The sequence below is a fragment of the Paraburkholderia sp. GAS38 genome (assembly GCF_050434965.1).
GTDB lineage: Bacteria > Pseudomonadota > Gammaproteobacteria > Burkholderiales > Burkholderiaceae > Paraburkholderia > Paraburkholderia phenazinium_A.
The window spans coordinates 420,846-439,376 of record NZ_JBNDJO010000002.1; the positions used below are offsets into that span (position 1 = coordinate 420,846).

21 protein-coding genes are annotated in these 18,531 nt (G+C 64.1%); 11 read left to right on the plus strand and 10 right to left on the minus strand.

Going from position 1 to position 18,531, the window contains the following annotated elements:
• Nucleotides 1-132: 132 nt before the first annotated feature.
• Nucleotides 133-1,578, minus strand: coding sequence for a sensor histidine kinase (locus P3T42_RS06075; RefSeq protein WP_429305445.1), 1,446 nt, complete (start codon nucleotides 1,576-1,578; stop codon nucleotides 133-135).
• A gap of 230 nt (nucleotides 1,579-1,808) precedes the next feature.
• Here P3T42_RS06075 and P3T42_RS06080 point away from each other — a divergent pair, with 230 nt between their 5' ends.
• From P3T42_RS06080 to P3T42_RS06095, 4 genes are all read left to right on the plus strand, one after another.
• Nucleotides 1,809-1,970: a DUF1328 domain-containing protein gene (locus P3T42_RS06080; RefSeq protein WP_006052455.1), complete on the plus strand. Its 162-nt coding sequence runs from the start codon at nucleotides 1,809-1,811 to the stop codon at nucleotides 1,968-1,970.
• Nucleotides 1,971-2,054: 84 nt separating this feature from the next.
• The gene (locus P3T42_RS06085) at nucleotides 2,055-2,612 is read left to right on the plus strand and encodes a ferritin-like domain-containing protein (protein WP_074300034.1); all 558 of its coding nucleotides are present in this window, start codon (nucleotides 2,055-2,057) and stop codon (nucleotides 2,610-2,612) included.
• Between the two features lie 103 nt (nucleotides 2,613-2,715).
• A complete protein-coding gene (locus P3T42_RS06090; protein WP_429305446.1) occupies nucleotides 2,716-3,348 on the plus strand; it encodes a response regulator in 633 nt (210 codons plus the stop codon).
• 17 nt (nucleotides 3,349-3,365) lie between these two features.
• Nucleotides 3,366-3,803, plus strand: coding sequence for a response regulator (locus P3T42_RS06095; RefSeq protein ID WP_074300032.1), 438 nt, complete (start codon nucleotides 3,366-3,368; stop codon nucleotides 3,801-3,803).
• 66 nt (nucleotides 3,804-3,869) lie between these two features.
• Here P3T42_RS06095 and P3T42_RS06100 read toward each other — a convergent pair whose 3' ends face one another.
• Nucleotides 3,870-5,075: an MFS transporter gene (locus P3T42_RS06100; RefSeq protein ID WP_429305447.1), complete on the minus strand. Its 1,206-nt coding sequence runs from the start codon at nucleotides 5,073-5,075 to the stop codon at nucleotides 3,870-3,872.
• A 247-nt stretch (nucleotides 5,076-5,322) separates the two neighbouring features.
• Between P3T42_RS06100 and P3T42_RS06105 the strand changes: the two genes are divergently transcribed.
• A complete protein-coding gene (locus tag P3T42_RS06105) occupies nucleotides 5,323-5,808 on the plus strand; it encodes a DUF2569 domain-containing protein (RefSeq protein WP_429305448.1) in 486 nt (161 codons plus the stop codon).
• 47 nt (nucleotides 5,809-5,855) lie between these two features.
• On the opposite strand, the gene P3T42_RS06110 is transcribed toward P3T42_RS06105, so the two are convergent.
• The 6 genes from P3T42_RS06110 to P3T42_RS06135 all read right to left on the minus strand — a co-directional run bounded on the left by P3T42_RS06110 (nucleotide 5,856) and on the right by P3T42_RS06135 (nucleotide 11,968).
• Nucleotides 5,856-6,683: a phosphodiesterase gene (locus P3T42_RS06110; protein WP_429305449.1), complete on the minus strand. Its 828-nt coding sequence runs from the start codon at nucleotides 6,681-6,683 to the stop codon at nucleotides 5,856-5,858.
• A gap of 80 nt (nucleotides 6,684-6,763) precedes the next feature.
• Nucleotides 6,764-7,834, minus strand: coding sequence for an ABC transporter ATP-binding protein (locus P3T42_RS06115; RefSeq protein ID WP_429305450.1), 1,071 nt, complete (start codon nucleotides 7,832-7,834; stop codon nucleotides 6,764-6,766).
• Nucleotides 7,831-8,814: an ABC transporter permease gene (locus P3T42_RS06120; protein WP_429305451.1), complete on the minus strand. Its 984-nt coding sequence runs from the start codon at nucleotides 8,812-8,814 to the stop codon at nucleotides 7,831-7,833. The genes P3T42_RS06115 and P3T42_RS06120 overlap by 4 nt, the downstream gene beginning before the upstream one ends.
• A gap of 50 nt (nucleotides 8,815-8,864) precedes the next feature.
• Nucleotides 8,865-9,689 (minus strand): ABC transporter permease, encoded by an 825-nt coding sequence (locus P3T42_RS06125; protein ID WP_429305452.1) that lies wholly within the window; start codon nucleotides 9,687-9,689, stop codon nucleotides 8,865-8,867.
• On the minus strand, nucleotides 9,686-10,753 hold the full coding sequence (locus tag P3T42_RS06130; RefSeq protein WP_429305620.1) for an ABC transporter substrate-binding protein: 1,068 nt from the start codon (nucleotides 10,751-10,753) through the stop codon (nucleotides 9,686-9,688). Before P3T42_RS06130 ends, P3T42_RS06125 begins: the two co-directional genes overlap by 4 nt.
• Nucleotides 10,754-10,918: 165 nt before the next feature.
• Nucleotides 10,919-11,968, minus strand: coding sequence for a LacI family DNA-binding transcriptional regulator (locus P3T42_RS06135; RefSeq protein ID WP_074300025.1), 1,050 nt, complete (start codon nucleotides 11,966-11,968; stop codon nucleotides 10,919-10,921).
• Between the two features lie 570 nt (nucleotides 11,969-12,538).
• On the opposite strand from P3T42_RS06135, the gene P3T42_RS06140 reads away from it, so the two are divergent.
• The 6 genes from P3T42_RS06140 (at nucleotide 12,539) to P3T42_RS06165 (ending at nucleotide 15,526) form a co-directional block, all read left to right on the plus strand.
• Nucleotides 12,539-12,670 carry an ECF-type sigma factor gene (locus tag P3T42_RS06140; protein WP_429305621.1) on the plus strand — a complete coding sequence of 44 codons (132 nt, stop codon included), beginning with the start codon at nucleotides 12,539-12,541 and terminating at the stop codon, nucleotides 12,668-12,670.
• 237 nt (nucleotides 12,671-12,907) lie between these two features.
• On the plus strand, nucleotides 12,908-13,318 hold the full coding sequence (locus P3T42_RS06145) for a hypothetical protein (protein WP_074300024.1): 411 nt from the start codon (nucleotides 12,908-12,910) through the stop codon (nucleotides 13,316-13,318).
• Nucleotides 13,257-13,721 (plus strand): helix-turn-helix domain-containing protein, encoded by a 465-nt coding sequence (locus P3T42_RS06150; RefSeq protein ID WP_429305453.1) that lies wholly within the window; start codon nucleotides 13,257-13,259, stop codon nucleotides 13,719-13,721. Before P3T42_RS06145 ends, P3T42_RS06150 begins: the two co-directional genes overlap by 62 nt.
• On the plus strand, nucleotides 13,699-14,148 hold the full coding sequence (locus P3T42_RS06155) for a hypothetical protein (RefSeq protein ID WP_143788444.1): 450 nt from the start codon (nucleotides 13,699-13,701) through the stop codon (nucleotides 14,146-14,148). Before P3T42_RS06150 ends, P3T42_RS06155 begins: the two co-directional genes overlap by 23 nt.
• 409 nt (nucleotides 14,149-14,557) lie before the next feature.
• On the plus strand, nucleotides 14,558-14,782 hold the full coding sequence (locus P3T42_RS06160; protein WP_074300021.1) for a hypothetical protein: 225 nt from the start codon (nucleotides 14,558-14,560) through the stop codon (nucleotides 14,780-14,782).
• A gap of 87 nt (nucleotides 14,783-14,869) precedes the next feature.
• Complete coding sequence (locus P3T42_RS06165; protein WP_429305454.1) at nucleotides 14,870-15,526, plus strand: hypothetical protein; 657 nt, start codon at nucleotides 14,870-14,872, stop codon at nucleotides 15,524-15,526.
• 178 nt (nucleotides 15,527-15,704) lie between these two features.
• On the opposite strand, the gene P3T42_RS06170 is transcribed toward P3T42_RS06165, so the two are convergent.
• Entirely contained in the window at nucleotides 15,705-17,156 is a 1,452-nt protein-coding gene (locus P3T42_RS06170; RefSeq protein WP_429305455.1) for an aldehyde dehydrogenase family protein, read from the minus strand.
• Nucleotides 17,157-17,377: 221 nt separating this feature from the next.
• The gene (locus P3T42_RS06175) at nucleotides 17,378-18,520 is read right to left on the minus strand and encodes a hypothetical protein (RefSeq protein WP_429305456.1); all 1,143 of its coding nucleotides are present in this window, start codon (nucleotides 18,518-18,520) and stop codon (nucleotides 17,378-17,380) included.
• Between the last annotated feature and the right edge of the window lie 11 nt (nucleotides 18,521-18,531).

Sequence of the window (18,531 nt, forward strand, 5' to 3'; positions counted from 1 at the left end):
TCCTGTCGTCCGACCGGGCATCACGCCAGCCGATCCGGTCTGATTGCATCTTAAGAAATGGGGCGTCGCGCCGCTGTCAGCTTGGTTGCGATTTTGTTGTAGGCGTGGTCCGTTGTTCGCGTCGGCGCAGTCCTACAGCGCTGGGTCGCGCAGGGGCGTTTGCGGCGGAGCATCGGCTGAGGGCGCGGCCGATCGGACGCAGGGCATCACCACGTGGATATCGGTGCCGTCCGGCACGCCGCGGTGGATATCGAAGTGCCCGCCGCGGGCCGCCACGCGCTGGCGCATGCCGAGCAAACCATGCGTGTGGGTGCGCTTGAGATCCGCCGGCATGATGCCGACGCCGTTATCGGCGATCGACAGCGCGACCTGGGTATCCTCGACCCGCAGGCCGATCGCGACGCGCGACGCATGGGCGTACTTCGCCGCATTGGTCAACGATTCCTGCGCGACGCGGAAGAGCGCAATCTCGGTCTGCTCGTCGAGCTGGATGTCGTCCGCGGGCAGTTGCAGGTCGAGCGTCCAGTTGTTGCGCTGCGCAGCTTCGTCGGCGAGCGTGCGCAGGGCGGTCACGAGGCCGAAATTCGCCAGCACGGTGGGCCGCATGTCTTCGATGATGCGGCGCTTGAGCGCGATGCCCTGATCGAGATTGGCGAGTGCGCGCGCGAGTTTCTCGGAGATCGCCGGTTCGCTGTCCTTCAGTTTGCGGTTGGCCCACGCGACATCCATCTTGCTCGCGGTCAGAATGGCGCCGAGTTCGTCGTGCAGTTCGCGGGCGAGCTGGGTCTTCTCGTTCTCGCTGACGGCCTGCAGGTGCCAGCCGAGCGCTTCGAGCTGGCGGGTGCGTTCGGTGACGAGCTGGTCGAGTTCTTCCTGCTGGGTGATCAGTTGACGCTGCACGCGCGCCTGGCGGTCGATCTGAATGCCGAGATTGCGGAACAGCAGGATGAACAGCACGATATTCAGCGCCGACAGCGCCGCGGCACACAGCGTCGAGATGCGCTGGTCGGCGCGGCTCGCGTCGAGCGCATGTTGCGCCCGGTTCGACTCGTTATCGCGCAGCAGCGACAGCGTGCTGTCGACGAGCGCGGCGTCCACCGGGCGGCCGTCGCTCGCCGTGCCGCAGGCGGCCAGTCCGAGCGGCTGCGGCGCGGCCTGCTGCAGCGCAGCGGCACCCGCGCCGATGCGCGCGTCGATCAGCGCCATGATCTGGGTGAAGCTCGCCAGCTCCGCGCTGCCCGCTTCGCGGCGTTGGTAGTACAGGTTCAGTTGCTGGGCCGTCTGGCGCAAACGGGCTGCGCTCGCGCAATAGGCCTGTGCGCTGGCGGTTTGCTTCGTCAGAAGAAAGTCGCTCTGGTAGGCGCGCAGCCGCGCCAGCTGGCTTTCCAGCGTGCTCAACTGCACCGTGACGTCGCGCGCTTCGAGGGCGCTTTCATACTCGGCGGCGATGCGCTCGCGGGCCGTCTCGAGGATCACGAGGCCGCCCACGGTGATAACGATCGCGACCGTCATTGCTATCGCCCAGCTCCGGTTACGCATCCATTCGTTGAGTCTCGTTGCCACAGTCGGATCTCGCACCTTTCGTATGCCTGGTTGATTCGCCGAGCTCTCAGTGTAGCGGTCGCGGCGTCCGAACGGTCGGCTGTCGACGCGCGATCGACGCGGCATGGCCGCGCGACTGTAACGCGCCTGTAATGCCATGTCGGCGGATTCCCACATGAAAAACGGCCTGAGCCCGAATGCGGCGCGCCGTCCCGATCATTAGGATGACTGTGTCAGTTCACGCTTTGTTTCAGGAGGACTCCATCGTGCTTCACTACGCCATCGTTTTCTTCGTGATCGCCATCATCGCCGCCGTGTTCGGTTTTACCGGCATTGCGGCAGGCGCTGCTGAAATCGCCAAGATACTGTTCTACATTTTCCTCGTCGTGTTCGTGGTCACCCTGCTGCTCGGCGTGTTCCGAACCTAGACGGCGCCTGTCTCTCCACCCGGCGCATCAGGCGCGATTCGTGCGGGATGCGCAGTTCCCCCTACCGGATCAAGGAGAAACACCATGTCTAGCAAGTCAGCCAGCCAGTCCCACGATGCCTTCGTGATGGATGTGAAGAAAATCCGCGAAGACGCCCGCAAGCATATGTCCGATGGCCCGGTCACGCAGACTTACGGCGCCGACCGCCAGACGGTTCTCAAGCTGCTGAACGATGCGCTTGCAACGGAAATCGTCTGTACGCTGCGTTATAAGCGCCATCATTTCATGGCCAAGGGCATCAACTCGGAGGCGGTCGCGGCGGAGTTCGCCGAGCATGCCACCGAGGAACAGGAACACGCCGACCGCTTTGCCGAGCGCATCGTGCAACTGGGCGGCGAGCCGGACTTCGCGCCTGACGGCCTGAAGACCCGCTCGCACTCGGAGTACAAGGAAGGCAACAACCTGACCGATATGATCCGCGAGAACCTGATTGCCGAGCGGATCGCGATCGACACCTATCGCGAGATCATCCGCTATCTGGGCGATCACGACGTCACCACGCGGCGGATTTTCGAGGACGTGCTGGCGGTCGAGGAAGAGCATGCCGACGACATGGCCGATCTGCTCGAAGGCCGCGAGTGAGGGGGGCTTGCACGCGGGACGCACGTTCCGCCTCACAGCGGGGCGGGACGTCATTACAATGTCTGCCTGGGAGCGCGATCTTCACTGCACGGAAGGGAAGCCGATGATTCGAGTGTTGATAGCCGACGATCACGCGATCGTCCGAGGCGGTTTCAAGCAGTTCGTCGCCGACGAGCCGGATATGTGCGTGGCGGCGGAAGCCGCGACCGGCGACGAAACCATCAGCCTCGTGCGCGAGCAGGCTTTCGACGTGGTGCTGCTCGACATCGCGATGCCGGACAAGAACGGCATCGACACCTTGCGTATCATCAAGCAGGTGCGCCCGGAGCAGGGCGTGCTGATCCTGTCCGGCTATCCGGAGAGCCAGTACGCCATCAATCTGCTGCGGGCGGGCGCCAACGGCTATCTGAACAAGGATTGCGAGCCCGACGAAATCGTGCGGGCGATCCGCGCGGTGGCGCGCGGGCATCGCTATCTGTCGGAGGCGGTGGCCGACACGCTCGCCGACAATCTCGACAAGCCCGCGGCGGGCCGTCCGCACGAGGCCTTATCGGAGCGGGAATTCCAGATCTTCTGCAAACTCGCGGCAGGGCAGATTCCCACGGATATCGCGGAGGAACTGCATTTGTCGGTGAAGACGGTGAGTACCTACCGGGCGCGTGTGCTGGAGAAAATGCGTCTGGGCAATAATGCGGATCTGACGTACTACGCGATCAAGAACGGCTTGATCGAATAAGCGTGCGGACCAATGCAATGAGCGATTCGACTTCTCTTTCCAACGCCGGTCAGCCGCCTTTGCGGGTGCTGCTGATCGAGGATTCGGCGTTAATCCGCCGCAGTCTCGTCGAAGCGATCGACGCGTCCGGGGTATTGCACGTCGCCGCGTATGCCGACTCGTCGGACGAGGCGATCGCGCTGCTGACGGACGAGACCTTCGACGCGGTGATCGTCGACCTGCAGCTCAAGCACGGCTCCGGCGTGCCGGTGCTGGCGTACCTGCAGCGCGAAGGGCTGATCGAACGCACCTTCGCCGCCGTGTTGACCAATCATGCGCTGCCGGCCTATCGCGAACGTTGCGAGCAATACGGCGTGCGTCATTTCTACGACAAGTCGTTCGAATTCGATCGCGTCATCGACGCGTTGCACGACTACGCATACGCACGTAGCCAGGGACAGCCGCCGCGGGCGTGAGGCGCCGGATGGGAGGCCTCACGGAGCGGCATATCTGCAGCACGCGCTCCGCAGCGTGTGATTCCCTCAGGCATTCGCCACCGGCTGTGCCGGACTGCGCAGATGGTTCCAGGCGCCAAGCCCCACGAACGCCAGCCCGGCGATGCTCACACCCACCCACCCGAACAGCGGCCAGACGATCGCGCCGACGGCCGAACCCGCCGCGCCGCCGATGAAATACGTCACCATGTACACCGTATTCACGCGGCTGCGCGCGTGCGGCGAGAGCGCGTAGATGCGCGACTGGTTGGAGATCTGTGCGGCTTGCACGCCAATGTCGAGGATGATCACGCCCACCACCAGCCCGGCGATGCTCGTGGCCGATACGCCGAACACAACGAACGACACGGCGACCAGCGCGATTGCCACGGTGATGATGTCGCGCGGTCCGCGACGGTCGGAGAACTTGCCGGCGAGCGGCGCGGCCAGCGCGCCCGCGGCGCCGACGATACCGAATAGCCCCGTGGCCTGCGGCCCGAGATGGAACGGCGCGCCCGCCAGCAGCAGCGCCAGCACCGACCAGAAAATGCTGAAGCCGGCGAACAGGCAGGCACCGGTGAGCGAGGCTTCGCGCAAGCCGCGGTGTTCGAGGATCAGATGCCACATCGAGGCGAGCAGCTTGCCGTATGGCAGTGTCGAGGTCGGCTGGCTTTTGGGCAGGCGCAGCCAGATGACGACGGCCAGCACCAGCAGCGCGACGACCGAAGCGCCGAACACGGCGCGCCAGCCGAAATACTCGGCGACGAAGCCCGCGGCGGTCCGCGCCAGCAGAATCCCCAGCAGCAGCCCGCTCATCACCGTGCCGACCGCATGGCCACGGCCCGATGGCGGCGCGAGTTCGGCGGCGAACGGCACGGCCTGTTGCGCGATGGTGGCGAGGATGCCGATGGCGAGACTCGCGCCGATCAGGACCGTGAGGCTCGGCGCCATCGCGGCGACCACCAGCGCGACGCAGAGGCCGGCGATCTGCAGCAGGATCAGCCCGCGCCGGTCGAAACGGTCGCCGAGCGGCGCGAGCAGCAGCATGCCGGCGGCGTAGCCGAGCTGCGTGACGGCCGGCACCGCGCCGATCCACGAGGCGCTCTGCGGGAACGACGCCCGGAAGTTGTCGAGCAGCGGCTGGTTGTAGTAGATGTTCGCGACGGAGACGCCCGCGATGGTGGCGAGCAGAAGCAGCAGTCCGCGCAGTGAGCGTTCGGAGGCGGCGGGGGAGGCGGAATCGGAAGTGGACATGAGCGCGGTCGTTTGAGGGACCGCCTGAATGGACGGTCTCCAAGCGAGCCGATGATACCGGAGCATGGCGAATCGTGCTGAGGGGGTGACGGTTTGCCGGCGGCCTCAGGCTTGCGGTTCGCAGCGAGGGCGGCGCCTGGGGCGATGCGTGCCGCCGCGTCAAAAAATGAGATGGTCGTTCGCCTTGGGTCCGTAAAATCGCGCAGCCCCGCTCCGGGGCGATCGACGATTCTGGACACGGAACATCATGGATACAGCAGCGGGACTTGAACCAAAGGGCTTCGGCGGCTGGCTGCTGCTGGCTCTGCTCGGACTCGCGGCGCTGGTGGTTGCCACGGCCGTCGAGATGCGCGATCCGCTCAAGATGATGCTCGAATGGGAACTGTTCGCGGTGTTCGTGCGGCCCGACACGCACGGCTGGTATCGGACGGTGCTGGCGATGGTCGGCATGGATGTCGCCATCGGCGCGTTCGTCGTTGCCGGTGCGGGGTGGCTGCTGATGCTCGCATGGCGCAGATCGGCGCGCTTTCCGGTCCACGTGCAGGCGTGGCTGCTCGCCATCGTCGTGATGCGCACTATCGCCTTTCTGCTGGGCGACCACATGACCCATGCGATCGGGATCGACATCGCCGTTCCATTCGAGGGTCTTCTTGAAGCGCTCGCCGCCGCGGCGCTCGCGATTCCTTATTTCAGGCAATCGCGGCGCGTGCGTCATACCTTTCTCTCGCGCTGACACCCGCTGGTGGCAACGCATGCGGTCACGCTTTCTCTGCTTCGCCCTCAGTCGATCAACGCGCCTTCCTCGTCGTAGAACGGATACGGGCCGTCGGCGCCGTCCACATACGCATGATGCGTCACGAGGCCGCTCGCGGCGTCGTACCAGTGCAGGGCGAAGGCGGGCGGCTCCAGCGTGAACGCGGACGGCGCATCCTCGCGCAGATCGAGCGCCACCTGATGCGCGGGCGCCGGCACCGCCGAGGCAATCGTCCCGCCGAAGCGCACGAACATAGGCCGGTGCACATGACCGCAGATCACCCGCTCGACGTTCGGATGGCGCGCGATCAACGCCGCCAGCCGTTCGGCTGCATGCGGGTCGAGACGCAGGTCGTCCATATGTCCGATGCCGCACTTGAACGGCGGATGATGCAAGGCGACGATCACAGGCTGGTCTCGTGCGGCGTCGAGTTGTGTTTCGAGCCAGGCAAGACGCGCGTCGCAGAGATTGCCGGCGCTTTGGCCCGGCACGATCGAGTCGAGCGCGATCAGGCGCAGCGGGCCGACATCCACCGCGTAGTGTACGAAGTCGCCGCCGGTGCGTAACTCGGGCCGGTCGCTGAACGCCTCGCGCAGGGCCGTGCGGTCGTCGTGATTGCCGACCAGCAGGTAGTACGGAATCTCGAGCGGCGCGAGCAGCGTCTTGAGGTGTGCGTATTGCTCCGGGTCGCCTTGATCGACGAGATCGCCGGTCATGATCACGACGTCGGGACGCGGCTCGAGCGCATTGAGCGCCGCGACGCAACGCGCGAGCGCGGCGCCCGTATCGACCCGCTGGTAAGCGAGCGCGCCGGGCCGTTTGATATGCAGGTCGCTGATCTGGGCTAGCAACATGGGGACATGTCCTTATGGATGCGCGGGAATTCGAGGGAATTCGCAGGAATTGACAGAGAAGGGCGGCGGGCTCGACACGCTCACGATAGCGCAATCAACGCTTCCGGGGCGATCGAAATGCCCACCGGCGTGCCGCGCGCGAGTTCGACCCGGCCGGCGACGTCGACGATCAGCGCGTCGGGCGCCGCGCCGCCGATGGTCAGCCGCGTGCGCTCGCCGAGAAACGCTGCGGCTTCGATCGTGCCGCGCAACTGGGCGTTGGCCGGATCGGCGAGGTAGGCGTCTTCGGGCCGGAAAAACAGTTCGTTGTGCTCCGCAACGGTTGCGTTTGCCGCGCCGGTCGATCCTACTGTTCGCGAAGGCAGCGGGACGGCGCCGCCGGTGGTGGCCAGCACGCCGTCGCGCCGCTCGCCGGCGAGACGATTGATCGTGCCGACGAACTGCGCGACCGCCCGGTTCGCCGGACGGTAGTAGATGTCGCGCGGCGTGCCGATCTGCTCGATGCGCCCGGCGCTCATCACGACGATGCGGTCGCCGAGTTCCATCGCTTCGGCCTGGTCGTGCGTGACGTAGACGGTGGTGATGCCGAGCTCGCGCAGCAGTGTGTTCATTTCGCTGCGCAAGGCGTCGCGCAGGCGGGCGTCGAGCGCGGTGAGCGGCTCGTCGAGCAGCAGCACGCGCGGCTGCATCGCCAGCGCCCGCGCCAATGCGACCCGCTGACGCTGGCCGCCGGAGAGCTGGTCGATCGGTTTGTCGGCGTGGGCGGTGAGGCGCATCATCGCGAGCAGTTCGTCGACGCGTTGGCGTGCAATCTCCGCCGCCACGCGTTTGATTTTCAACCCATAGCCGATGTTGCCGCGCACCGTCAGGTTCGGAAACAGCGCATAGCTCTGGAACACCATGCCCACCTGACGCCGCTCGATCGGCAGCGCGGTGACGTCTTCATCGCCGAAGGCAATCCGGCCGCCCGCATCGGGCGTTTCGAGGCCGGCGATCATGCGCAGCGTGGTGGTCTTGCCGCAGCCGGACGGTCCGAGCAGCACCAGCGTTTCGCCGGCGCCGATCTGCAGGTCCAGCGGCTCGAGCACGCGCGTGCCGCGAAACGTCTTGGCGCATTGCGTGAGCGTGATGGGAACGGGAGCGAGTTTCATGGCGTGTCGTTGGAGCGGGTTGAATCGGACGGGGCTGCCGGATGCGATGCATCGGATGGACGTGTCGTACGCGACAGGCGGCGTGATGCGAGGCGTTTGGCCGACGCGTTGCGCCGGCCGGTGGCATCGACGCCGAGCCATTGCATCGCCACCAGCAACGGCATTGTCATGATGAAAAACAGAATCGTGTACGCGCTGCCGATCTCGATGCGCAGCGAGGCATAGGTATCGGCGAGGCCCACCGGCAAGGTCTTGGTATCGGGCGTGTGCAGCATCCACGTGAGGTTGAATTCGCCGATGGACAGCGTCAGCACCGCCAGCGCGCCCGCCACGATGCCGGGCCGCACGTTCGGCAGCACGATGGTGACGAAGCGCTGCAGGAAGCTCGCGCCGAGGCTGGCCGCGCCTTCTTCGAGCGTGCGCAGATCGGCGCTCGCACACACGGCGGCGACCGCGCGCACCATGAAGGGCAGCGTGAACACCACGTGGCCGACCACGATGAACCAGACGCTCATGCGGAACATGGTGATGCCGCCGTAGACCACCAGCAGCGCGAGCGCGGAGGCGAGACCGGGCAGCGCGATGGGCAGCACCAGCAATTCTTCGATGAGGCGCGACAGGCGCGTCTTGCTGCGCGCGAGCACGTAGCCGGCCGGCACGCCGGTCAGGAGCGTGATGGCAAGCGTGGCCGCCGCCACTTCGAGCGAGAGGAACACCGAGGCGTGATACTGCGTCCACACTTCGATGAGCCAGCGCAGCGTGAGCCCGCTCGAGACGCCCTTGAAGTAGTTGACGGTGAGGCCGGCCATGATCGACATCACGACCGGCACGATCAGAAACGCGCACAGCAGCAGCGTGACGAGCCACTGACCGGCGGCGAGCAGCGTGCGCGACGACAGGCGGGGCAGGGCGCGGCGCTGGGCAGCGGGTGCGGAGGGCGGCGGGGCCGGCGGCTGGGCGGTGTGGGTCACGGAGTTCATGAATGGATCTTCATTCGCAGGTCTTTGATCGGATAGCGCGCGTCGGGGATTCAGGCACTCGCTGCGACCGCCGAGCCGGTGACGCTGCGCGCCAACGCCAGTACGAGCCAGGTCACGAGGCCGAGCACGATGGACAGACCCGCGGCCGTCACCATGTTCGCGTTGAGCGTGAACTCGGTGTAGATGGTCATGGGCAGCACGTCGATATCGGTGGCGAGCGTGAAGGCGGTGCCGAACGCACCCATCGCGGTGGCGAAGCACACCGCGCCCGCCGCAATCAGGCCCGGCGAGAGCGCGGGCAGCACGATGTCGCGCATGATCTGCCACGGCGAGGCGCCGAGCGAACGGGCCGCTTCTTCCTGCGACGCGTCGAGCTTGGTCGCCGACGCCATCACCGTGACGATCACGCGCGGAATCGAGAAGTACAGATAGCCGAGAAAGAGCCCGCTCATCGAATAGGCGAAGACCCAGCGGTCGCCGGTCAGTTTCAGCGACAACGCGCCGATCAAGCCCTGGCGCCCGGCCAGCATGATGACCATGAAGCCGACCACCACACCGGGAAACGCCAGCGGAAAGGTTAGCAGTGCGAGCAAGGTGCGCTTGCCGGGAAACTCGCGCCGCGCGAGCAGCAGGCCCGAGATCACCGAGAGCACCAGCGTGGTCGCCGTGACGGCCGCGGACAGCAGGACGGTTGCGCCGAGGCTCGTCATGTAGCGCGCGTTGGTGAGCATCGCGCGGTAGGTGTCGAACGCGTGGCCGTTGCCGCTCAACTGCGCGAGCGCGACCATCGGCAGCAGCCAGAAGGCGATGAAAACCGCGAGCGCCGGCGCGATCAAGGCGATGCGCCAGCGCAGCGGGAACGTGACGTCGTTCAATGCATCACCTGAAGATACTGTTCGCCGAAGCTTTGCTGCTTCTCGGCCATCTTGCCGAAATCGACGGCCTTGGCACGGGCGTAGTCGCTCGCCGGCAGGAATCGGGCGGCGGCTTCCGGGCTCATGGCGTTGGCGCGCACCGGACGCAGATACGCGTTGGCCCACAGCTTCTGGCCTTCGTCCGACAGCACGAAGTCGAGCACCTTCTTGCCGTTCGCTTCATGCGGCGCACCCTTGACGAGGCTCATCACGTACGGCACCGAGATCGTGCCTTCCTGCGGAATCACGAATTCGACGTTGGCCTGATCCTTGTACTTGGCGCGGTAGGCGTCGAAGTCGTAGTCGAGCAGGATGGGAATCTCACCGGAGAGCACGCGAGCGTAGGCGGTCTGCTTCGGCACGATCGGCGCGTTGGCCTTGAGCTTGCGGAACCAGTCGAGACCCGGCTGGAAGTTGTCGAAGCTGCCGCCGAGCGCCTGGTTGACCGCCACGGCGCCCGCATAACCGACGAACGCGCTCGACGGATCGAGGTAGCCGATCATGCCTTTGTACTCAGGCTTGAGCAGGTCGGCCCACGAACGCGGCACCGGCTTGCCTTCGAGCGCATCCTTGTTGACGAAAAAGCCCAGCGTGCCCGAATGGATCGCGAACCAGTAGCCTTGCGGGTCCTTCAGGTTGGCGGGGATGTCGTCCCAGTGAGCCGGCTTGTACGGCTGGATCACGCCCTTGTCTTTCGCCTGGAAGGCCGACGACACGCCCAGATACACGACGTCCGCCACCGGGCTTTTCTGCTCGGCCATCATCTGCGCAATCGCCTGGCCGGAGTTCTTGTTGTCGAACGGTACGTGGATGCCGGTCTTCGCCTGGATCGCCTTGATCTGGCTCGCCCAGTCGGCCCATTCGGGCGGGCAGTTGTAGCAGATCGCGGTTTCGTCGGCGTAGGCGGCGTTCGGGGCACCGAGGCCCGTCACGGCGGTTACGGCCGCCACGGTGGCGAAGGCGGTGGCGGCGAGCGCGGAAGCCGACAGCAGGTTGGCGCCCGTGCGTTTGAACGTGGCGGTCAAGGTACGCAAGAGCGGACCAAAGCAGGTGGAACGGCGAGTCACAGCGGGTCTCCTTGGAAGGAAAGGTGCGAGAGGCGATGCGTAATACGGGCGTGATGCGGCGGGACGCGCGAGGCGGCCCGCCGCGCGGTTATCCTGGACGCGGCATGCTGGCGACGTCCGTGCTTACACGAGCGGCTGCATCGAGCGGATGCGCGGCGCTTCGCTGGTGTTCGAGATCGCGGCGATCGTCGCGCCTTCGCGCAGCGCGTGCGGCAGCGTGAGCGCGAGCGAGGCATCCGTATAGGTGCCGTCGATGCGCGCCATCAGCCGCTTCCACGCCGCGCAGCCGATCTCGCGATTCGGCGCGCAGATGCTGGCGAGCGGCGGCTGCAGCAACTCGCCCATGGCGAGACCGTCGAAGCCGAGGATCGACATGTCCGTGGGGATCTGCAGACGCGCGCGACGCAGGCCGCGCATCACCACCATCGCCAGCAGATCGTTGCTGCAGAAGAGCGCGGTGGGGCGGTTCGGGCCGTTGGTCAGATGCGCGAGCACGGAGGGGGCGAGCTCATCGGCATTGAAATCGATTTCAAGCGCCGGGGCGGGCGTGAGCCCCGCCTGCTGCATGGCCTGGGCGTAGCCGAGATGGCGCAGGCGCGCACGGTCGGAGGCGGCGAGCGTACCCGCCAGCATCAGGATGCGGCGATGGCCGTGGGCGATCAGCATGCGCACGCCGTCGTGGGCGGCGAGGCGGTTGTCGACCGAGACCGACGGGCGGCGCACCGTGTCGTTGTGCATCAGCACGTAGAGGAGGCCGGCGCGGTCGAGGTCGTCGAGCAGCGGGTGAGTGTCGGCGTCGGCGACCGTGAGGATCAGGCCTTCGACGCGCTGTTCGCGCAGCGTCTCGATGGCGTGGCGTTCGCGCTCGGCGTCGTACTGGGTGGTCATCAGCATCAGACGGTAGCCGTGCGCGGCGGCCAGTTCGTCGATGCCTTGCAGGCACTCCGCGAACACCGGATTGGCGATGGTGGGCAGAATCACACCGATCAGGCGGGTGCGCTCGCCGCGTAGCTGGCGGCCGAGCGGGCTCGGGCGAAAGTTGAGGGCGTCGATCGACTGGCGCACCTTTTCGAGGGTGACGGGGTTCACGGTGTGGGGCGCGTTGATCGCGCGCGAAACCGTGGCAATCGAGAAGCCTGCGTGTGCCGCGACATCCTTGATGGTGGGTGTCATCGCTGTCGTTTTCACTCGGGTTGTAAACGTTTTCGTCGAGTGAATTATCGGGATGCTTTGTGACTGCGCGATGACTCGGCGCGGGCGGGTTTGGTGCCGCCGCGACGCAATGGTAGAATCGCGTCCGCCCTGCCGGGGTGATGAAATTGGTAAACATAGCGGACTTAAACTATTGAGTGCCCGACCGGAAACGGCCGGTGCAGAACCCCTCAAATTCGGTGAAACCCCTGGTTTTGCGCCACGAGCGGAATCGAGGCAACGCCGAGCCAAGCCGGCCGTCGCAAGCATGCGAGGGTGCGGAAGGTGTAGAGACTAGACGGGGGGCGCCTAAGGTGGCGTGGGCTGGCGATTTTGCAGCGCAGCAGCCGCGATGGCGAAGGCATAGTCCAGCGCACGAACGAGGATGCCGCCCGGTATCGTCGGCGTCGAAAGACGTGGTGTGACGAAAATCCGCCGCTTAACAGCTTGCCGGTTCAAGTCCGGTCCCCGGCACCAGAAGTTCTCCCAACGTTTCCCAGGATATGCCAACAATTCAGCTGATTCAAAGCCTTGCGCTTGAATTGGGCAATCTTGGTTAACCTTAGGTGCCTTTCCGGCTACACAAAAGCGGAAGGAACGGAAGCGCTGGCAGCGAGTTCGTCATCGGTCAATCGTGAGATCAACCTGATCCGCAACGTGTTCGCCGTGACCCGAGCGGAATGACACTGGATGGGGCACACCCCATTCAAGGGTCTGCGGTAGCCGCCTGAGGGTGCCCCCCGCACGCGGCGTTTCGATCCCTGGAAGGAGGTTCGACCAATCTTCGAATCCCTGTTGAGAGAGCGGCAAGCGAAGGCTTCATTTTCTGCTGGCGATGGCCGGATGCACCGTACGGGCTCCGAACGAACCCTTGAATTTTTTACAGTCGCCCGTCGACCATTTTATAACATCTGCGTTATAATGCCGAGACTGATCGTCCAACCTTCTGCTGAGGCAGACCTTGATGAACTCTATGAGGTTGATGAGGAAGCGGCTGCGACCATCAACGTGTTACTTGACGAAATATATGGCAACGAGCAGTTGATCGAACTGCTGTGCCGCGATCGAGTGGCGCGCCGAGAAGACCCCGCGTTCGACAACGAGCGGTTCATTGAACTTTGGAACGACGGCTACACAATCTATCGACTGAAAATGTGGGATTTTGACGGGGCACTCATCCCATACCGAGTGCTTCACGCCTACGATGGCCGCACCGACTGCACCCACATCCTGGCGATTCTGCCGCGAGAACATTCATATGACACAGCTCATGAGAAAGTCCGAAGATGCGTTGGAGACTACGACGCCCTTGGGTTTTATCGAGCCAAGTAGCCCAAGCTCCGGGGCGTCGATTCTCCAATTTGTTTTCGTGCCGTCACCTCGGTTGCCAGCGCATCGAGGCGATGGGCGCCCACTCGCTGATCTGACAGCGAAATACGAGGCGGATCCGCGGAAATTAGCAGCGCTCCAACGAGCACGCGGAAGGTTAGCTGAGAAGATCGTTGAGGCCAAAGGCGGTCGGCGATCGCTTGCCGCAATGCGCCTTGCTGCGGGGCTGTCGCAGACGCAGCTTGCAGAAAAGACCGGAATTTTGCAGCCACAGATAGCGCGATTGGAAGCTGGCGCGATCGCAAACGCTGGCGCCAAGACAATCAGGAAGCTACGCGAAGCACTGGGCGTATCTGGGGATGAAATTTTGGATTCGGTGAGCGATGATGATGCAGAGCACGCCTAAACCTACCGACATGGTGCGCCATCTAGCTGTCACGTATTGCGACGATGTGCGTCTTGAGTTGCACAATAAGATGTCGCTGATCGGCATTTACCAGCAAAACATGATCGTGCCGGATTTTCCATCGCGAGTGCTGCGTCTGTGCATTGTTCTTCAACCGTTTAGTCCTAAAACAATGCCCTATAAGAGGGTCCGCTTGGGTGTATATCGCGACGGCGCGCTTTTCAGCGAAGCTCACATCGATCCGCCGGCAAGTAGTTGGGAAGGCAAGCCAGAGGAGTTTCTCGCCGTCATGGTGCCGTTTATCTTTGAGAACGTTGAATTTGCCGATAGAACCAAATTTCAGGTGCGTGCAATCTTCGACGATCAGGATATTGTTCCAGGCCCTTCTTTGGTGGTCGAGAAGGGGATACCGTCTCCTGCCGGTTGAGCACCCAAACTATCAAACTACGCAGCCCCGCCCCGAGCGGGGCTTTTCATTGATGCTGCAACAGACGCTCCGCACACACGTCCAGCATGCCCGCATTGTCGGCGACCGGTGTCCGGCGGAAGAAATGGCGGCTCGCGCAGCGCTATCCAGCGGCTAGCGTAACAATGCAGAATAGTGCGCCCAAGAAGAAGGCCGCCGCAAGAATGAAATCGTAGGGGTACTTCATCTGGACACCAATTGCAATTTTCGGCGATGGTAACCCGAGCGGTCGGCGCCGAGTGTCAACGATGGTCAGACGCGTGTCAATTTCACATGGGATACACAGATCCTTTGTGTCCTTTGCTCGGCCGCATCATTCGATAGTTCGCCATGCTACGATCCCTTACAGGAAACGTAGACGGGGCAAGCCATGGCGAAAGAATTGATTCTTCCAGAACGCTTTATAGAACTCGCAAACTCGGAAATTGAGGCGCACCAGCATTTCCAGCCAGGCATGCGGCTCTCTCTTGGCGCGAGTCTTCCGAACGGAAGTTACGAGATTGAATATCACGGAGTGGGCACGAAGCGAGTCGCGGTGGACGTCCGTCTAAAGCTCATGTCCGCTTACGAGATCAGGCCATTCCCGCTGTTCTGATCGGTTCTGGCATGAGCTGCCCCATTACCCCCGCGCAAGCCAGTAACAGACGCTTGGCGCACGATGAAACTAGAAGCGTAAAAACCGATGAAAAATGGAAAACCTAAACGCACTCGCCAGGATGCCGAGCGCCTTTTCGAAGGCCTGCCTCAAGCGAGCGTTGGATCGACGAACCGGGCGGCGAATCCGTTCGAAGAGGGTGTGTTCGAAAAGGTCGAACGCATCGACGAAGAATCGAAACTCTGGAAAGACAACCTGGTTACATTGCCTATGGCGATCGAGCTGCCGCGCGGCTATGAATCGATGTCTCGTCTGCGCGACGCGATGCAACGCGCGTGGCGGGTGAAGTGGGTGAGGGAAGGCAAGAACGAGGTCGTCACCGAATTTCCCGAGGGCTGGGCAGCCGTTCGCCCCGAAAGCGGACCCATCGAGCTGCGAGATCCGAGCGGCGTGGTCCGCGCCTTATACGGGTGGGCCGAGGATGCTGAACTCAGGATTCTGCCGCGGTATCTGGTGGAGTCCCAGGCGAACAGTTCGAATGGTCTCGGCAGTTTGCTTGTCCGTGATCGAGAGAGCGGCCAGATCCTTGAGCGGTCGTCGACATGGTCAGCGCAGTCTGGTACTAATCATCCGGATTGGACCAGACTGTCGGCGTGGCTTGACGCACGCTATCCACAGCATCGCGATCCGCTGCGGTACTGGGCGGATTGCGAAGAGAACATCGCAAATTCGCTTGAACCGTGACGAAGGTGCTTAGCCTCGTAGCGAGCCAGGATGTCGGCAGCAACAGCCGCAACTCGAGTGACTTGCACCTCCGCTTTTAGGGCCGTTCGAGCGTGCCGATATCCATCAGCGCACGTGTGCCGATCACGCGAAGCGCCGACGCGTCAATACGCGCCCGGAACGGACATCGGAAGCCTTTTTATCCCCGGCGGAAGACCTGCAGAATCTGCTTGTACTCCAGGAAGTCGTCAATACCCGCGAGACCGCCAAGCCGGCCCTGACCGCTGTTCTTGAAGCCGCCTTCCTCGAATTCGACCTGCATGCCGGCCCATTCGTTGATGCAGATGTGGCCGGCTTCGAGCTGGCGGGCGACGCGGATCGGCCGGTCGGCATCGCGCGTCCAGATGCAGGCGCTCAGGCCATATTCGCTGTCGTTGGCCATGGCGACCGCTTCCTCCTCGGTGTCGAATACCTGCAGCGTCTGAACCGGACCGAATACTTCATCGCGAGAAATCGCCATGCCCGACGCCGGCACTTCGAGCAGCGTCGGACGATAGAAGGCGCCGGCAGCAAGCGGACCGTCGACAACCGGACCGCCACGAACGACGACTTTGGCGCCATCCACGATCGCGGCGTTCACCATCTCGTCGACACGCTGCACAGCTTGCCGGTCGATCAGCGGTCCCATCTGGCTCGACGGGTCGGAAGCCGGACCAGGCTGCACGGCCGCGAGCCGTTGTGCCAGACGTTCCTTGAAGGTCGCGGCGATGCTTCGTTGAACCAGGATTCGGCCGCCCGTCACGCAGAACTGCCCGGCGAAGACGGTCAACGAGGCCACGATGGTCGGCAGGGCGGCCTCGAGATCCGCATCGTCGAAAACCAGGTGTGGCGTCTTGCCGCCCAACTCGAGACCGACGCGCTTGAATTTTGCGGCGCCCGCCATCGCGATTGCGCGGCCAGTCCCGGTGCTGCCGGTGAAGTTGATCACCGGCACCTCGGGGGAATCGACCAGATGTCGCGCACCGTCCGAGCCGCTTTCGACGAAGAGGTTCACCGCCCCTTGCGGCAGTTCCGCCACACTGGCAAGGATCTCGGCGGAAAGTTGCGCCGTTTGTGCGGCCTGCGCGGGCAGTTTGATAACGGCTGTGCAGCCGGCGGCTAGCGCGGGTGCGAGCGCGCGAACCAGCAGGTAGGCCGGCGAATTCCACGGGACGATCAGGCCTGCCACGCCGACTGCCTGGCGCAAGACCATCGAGTGCGTGCCCGGCCGCGGTTCCGAGACGCGGCCGAATGTGTGCAAGGCCAAGCCGGAAGCAAACCGCAGCGCGCGCACGATCTGCATCGCTTCGAAGCCGGCCTCGGCCTTGGGCTTGCCGTTTTCCTCGGACAGGCAGTCGATGATGTCCTGCGCGCGCTGTTCGTAGGCATCGGCCAGATGGCTCAGGGCCGCCGCGCGGCGCATGGGGTCGACGCTCCAGTCGGTTTCGCGAAAGCTGCGTCGGGCCGCGGCGACGGCCCGCTGCGCTTCTTCGAGACCGCCATCGAAATACGATGCGAAGGCCTGGCCGCTGGCCGGGTTGATACTGTCGCGGTGGGCGCCCGTCGCGGCCCATTGCCCGTCGATCCAGTGTGTTGCCTGCTGTCGTGCCACGGAAGATCCTGTTTCTACATTGAGAGCCGACCGAGACTACCGTTTCGCTCGGCGGCCGATAAGCCGCTCGCAAGGAAAAACAGTTTCAATCGGCAGTGGCAGGCGCTCAGGGATGCCTGTGGTGCACGATGAGTAACACGAACGACTCGACCCGCTCTCGACGCCTCTGCCTTTGCAAGTTGAGCGGGAGCAATGGCAATAGCCAACCGCTAGCGAGTCCGTCAGGCAACCACAATCGACGCCAGCGGCCGGCGGGGGCTGCGCGGAGCCGTGGCATCGGCGTAGCCGAGGCGGAAGCCGAAGATAGGCTCCCATCCGTTCCAGTCTTGCGGCAGCGCGGCCCGCATGGCTGAGGATACCGGCGAGGTGCCTTGTGTGCGGGTCTCGTAGTCGATCACTTCGATGAAATGGTTCATTGGCTGCATCGCCACGCTGCGGTTGGTGCCGTCGAGATGGATGCGCTGCCAAAGCCGTCCGGCCTCGATGTGCAGACGGTGATCCTGTCTGGTTCCGCGGACCATGATCAGCCCGAATGCGGATGCCGTTGCGCACGCCACCGTGCGGGTTGCCTTCAGCCAGTTCGCGTCGGCCTGTTGCAGGGCTTTGGCGTCCAGGGCGGACGGATTTGCTGCTGTCGAGCGCATGCCTGTCCAGCGGCCGTCGCGCAAACCCGGCGTGTCGATGATGCGTTGGGTTGCCTGCATCATCAGATCCGTAAAGACCGTGCCGCCCGTTGAGACCGGCTCCAGGAAAATGACCTTCGTATCCGACGAGGACACCAGTCCGGCAAGCGCGTCGAGCGTGGCCTGATCGACCTTGCGACCCGTGTCGTAGGGAAGGCGGTTGGTGTGTCTGCGGGCAATCGCATCCTGATACGGATGCCTCGCTTGCCGGGCCGGCTCCAGTTCGATCGCCGCAGCGAGTTCGTCGTTTCCAGCCGACGACTCGGGCAACAGATGGACGACAGGGTTGACCCCTTGAGCCGGCGCGGCCACACATGCGTTCTCAATGGCGCATCCGAGGCCCATGTAGAGTTCCCGGCGGAACGGATCGAGTTCACCGAGCGCACGATCCTTGTCGGCCAGTACCTCGATGCGCGTTTCGCCCAGCCGGAACAACCAGGGCTGGGTATCGTAAGGACTCGCGGAAAGGATCGCCGCAGCCGCAATCCGGACGACGCCCGCTCCCTGACCTGATGCCCAGTAATCCCACGGCCCCTCGCCGCCGAGGTTCGGAAGCGAGGACGGCGAAGCCGCACCCGGGGGAGCGAACGACTGACCAAAGGCTGGCAGATCGGCCAGCATGGCCAGGCCGCCCGCGACGAATGAACGACGGGAAAGGGAGGGAGCGGTCATGGGATGCACTCGCGCGGGTT

Bases quoted from the DNA above. Each gene is read 5' to 3' on its own strand.
- P3T42_RS06110 (WP_429305449.1), bottom strand. From the start codon at position 6,683: ATGTTGCTAGCCCAGATCAGCGACCTGCATATCAAACGGCCCGGCGCG.
- P3T42_RS06160 (WP_074300021.1), top strand. From the start codon at position 14,558: ATGGCGAAAGAATTGATTCTTCCAGAACGCTTTATAGAACTCGCAAAC.
- P3T42_RS06150 (WP_429305453.1), top strand. From the start codon at position 13,257: ATGAGAAAGTCCGAAGATGCGTTGGAGACTACGACGCCCTTGGGTTTT.
- P3T42_RS06115 (WP_429305450.1), bottom strand. From the start codon at position 7,834: ATGAAACTCGCTCCCGTTCCCATCACGCTCACGCAATGCGCCAAGACG.
- P3T42_RS06120 (WP_429305451.1), bottom strand. From the start codon at position 8,814: ATGAACTCCGTGACCCACACCGCCCAGCCGCCGGCCCCGCCGCCCTCC.
- P3T42_RS06165 (WP_429305454.1), top strand. From the start codon at position 14,870: ATGAAAAATGGAAAACCTAAACGCACTCGCCAGGATGCCGAGCGCCTT.
- P3T42_RS06145 (WP_074300024.1), top strand. From the start codon at position 12,908: ATGCCGAGACTGATCGTCCAACCTTCTGCTGAGGCAGACCTTGATGAA.
- P3T42_RS06100 (WP_429305447.1), bottom strand. From the start codon at position 5,075: ATGTCCACTTCCGATTCCGCCTCCCCCGCCGCCTCCGAACGCTCACTG.
- P3T42_RS06085 (WP_074300034.1), top strand. From the start codon at position 2,055: ATGTCTAGCAAGTCAGCCAGCCAGTCCCACGATGCCTTCGTGATGGAT.
- P3T42_RS06155 (WP_143788444.1), top strand. From the start codon at position 13,699: ATGATGATGCAGAGCACGCCTAAACCTACCGACATGGTGCGCCATCTA.
- P3T42_RS06135 (WP_074300025.1), bottom strand. From the start codon at position 11,968: ATGACACCCACCATCAAGGATGTCGCGGCACACGCAGGCTTCTCGATT.
- P3T42_RS06095 (WP_074300032.1), top strand. From the start codon at position 3,366: ATGAGCGATTCGACTTCTCTTTCCAACGCCGGTCAGCCGCCTTTGCGG.
- P3T42_RS06090 (WP_429305446.1), top strand. From the start codon at position 2,716: ATGATTCGAGTGTTGATAGCCGACGATCACGCGATCGTCCGAGGCGGT.
- P3T42_RS06105 (WP_429305448.1), top strand. From the start codon at position 5,323: ATGGATACAGCAGCGGGACTTGAACCAAAGGGCTTCGGCGGCTGGCTG.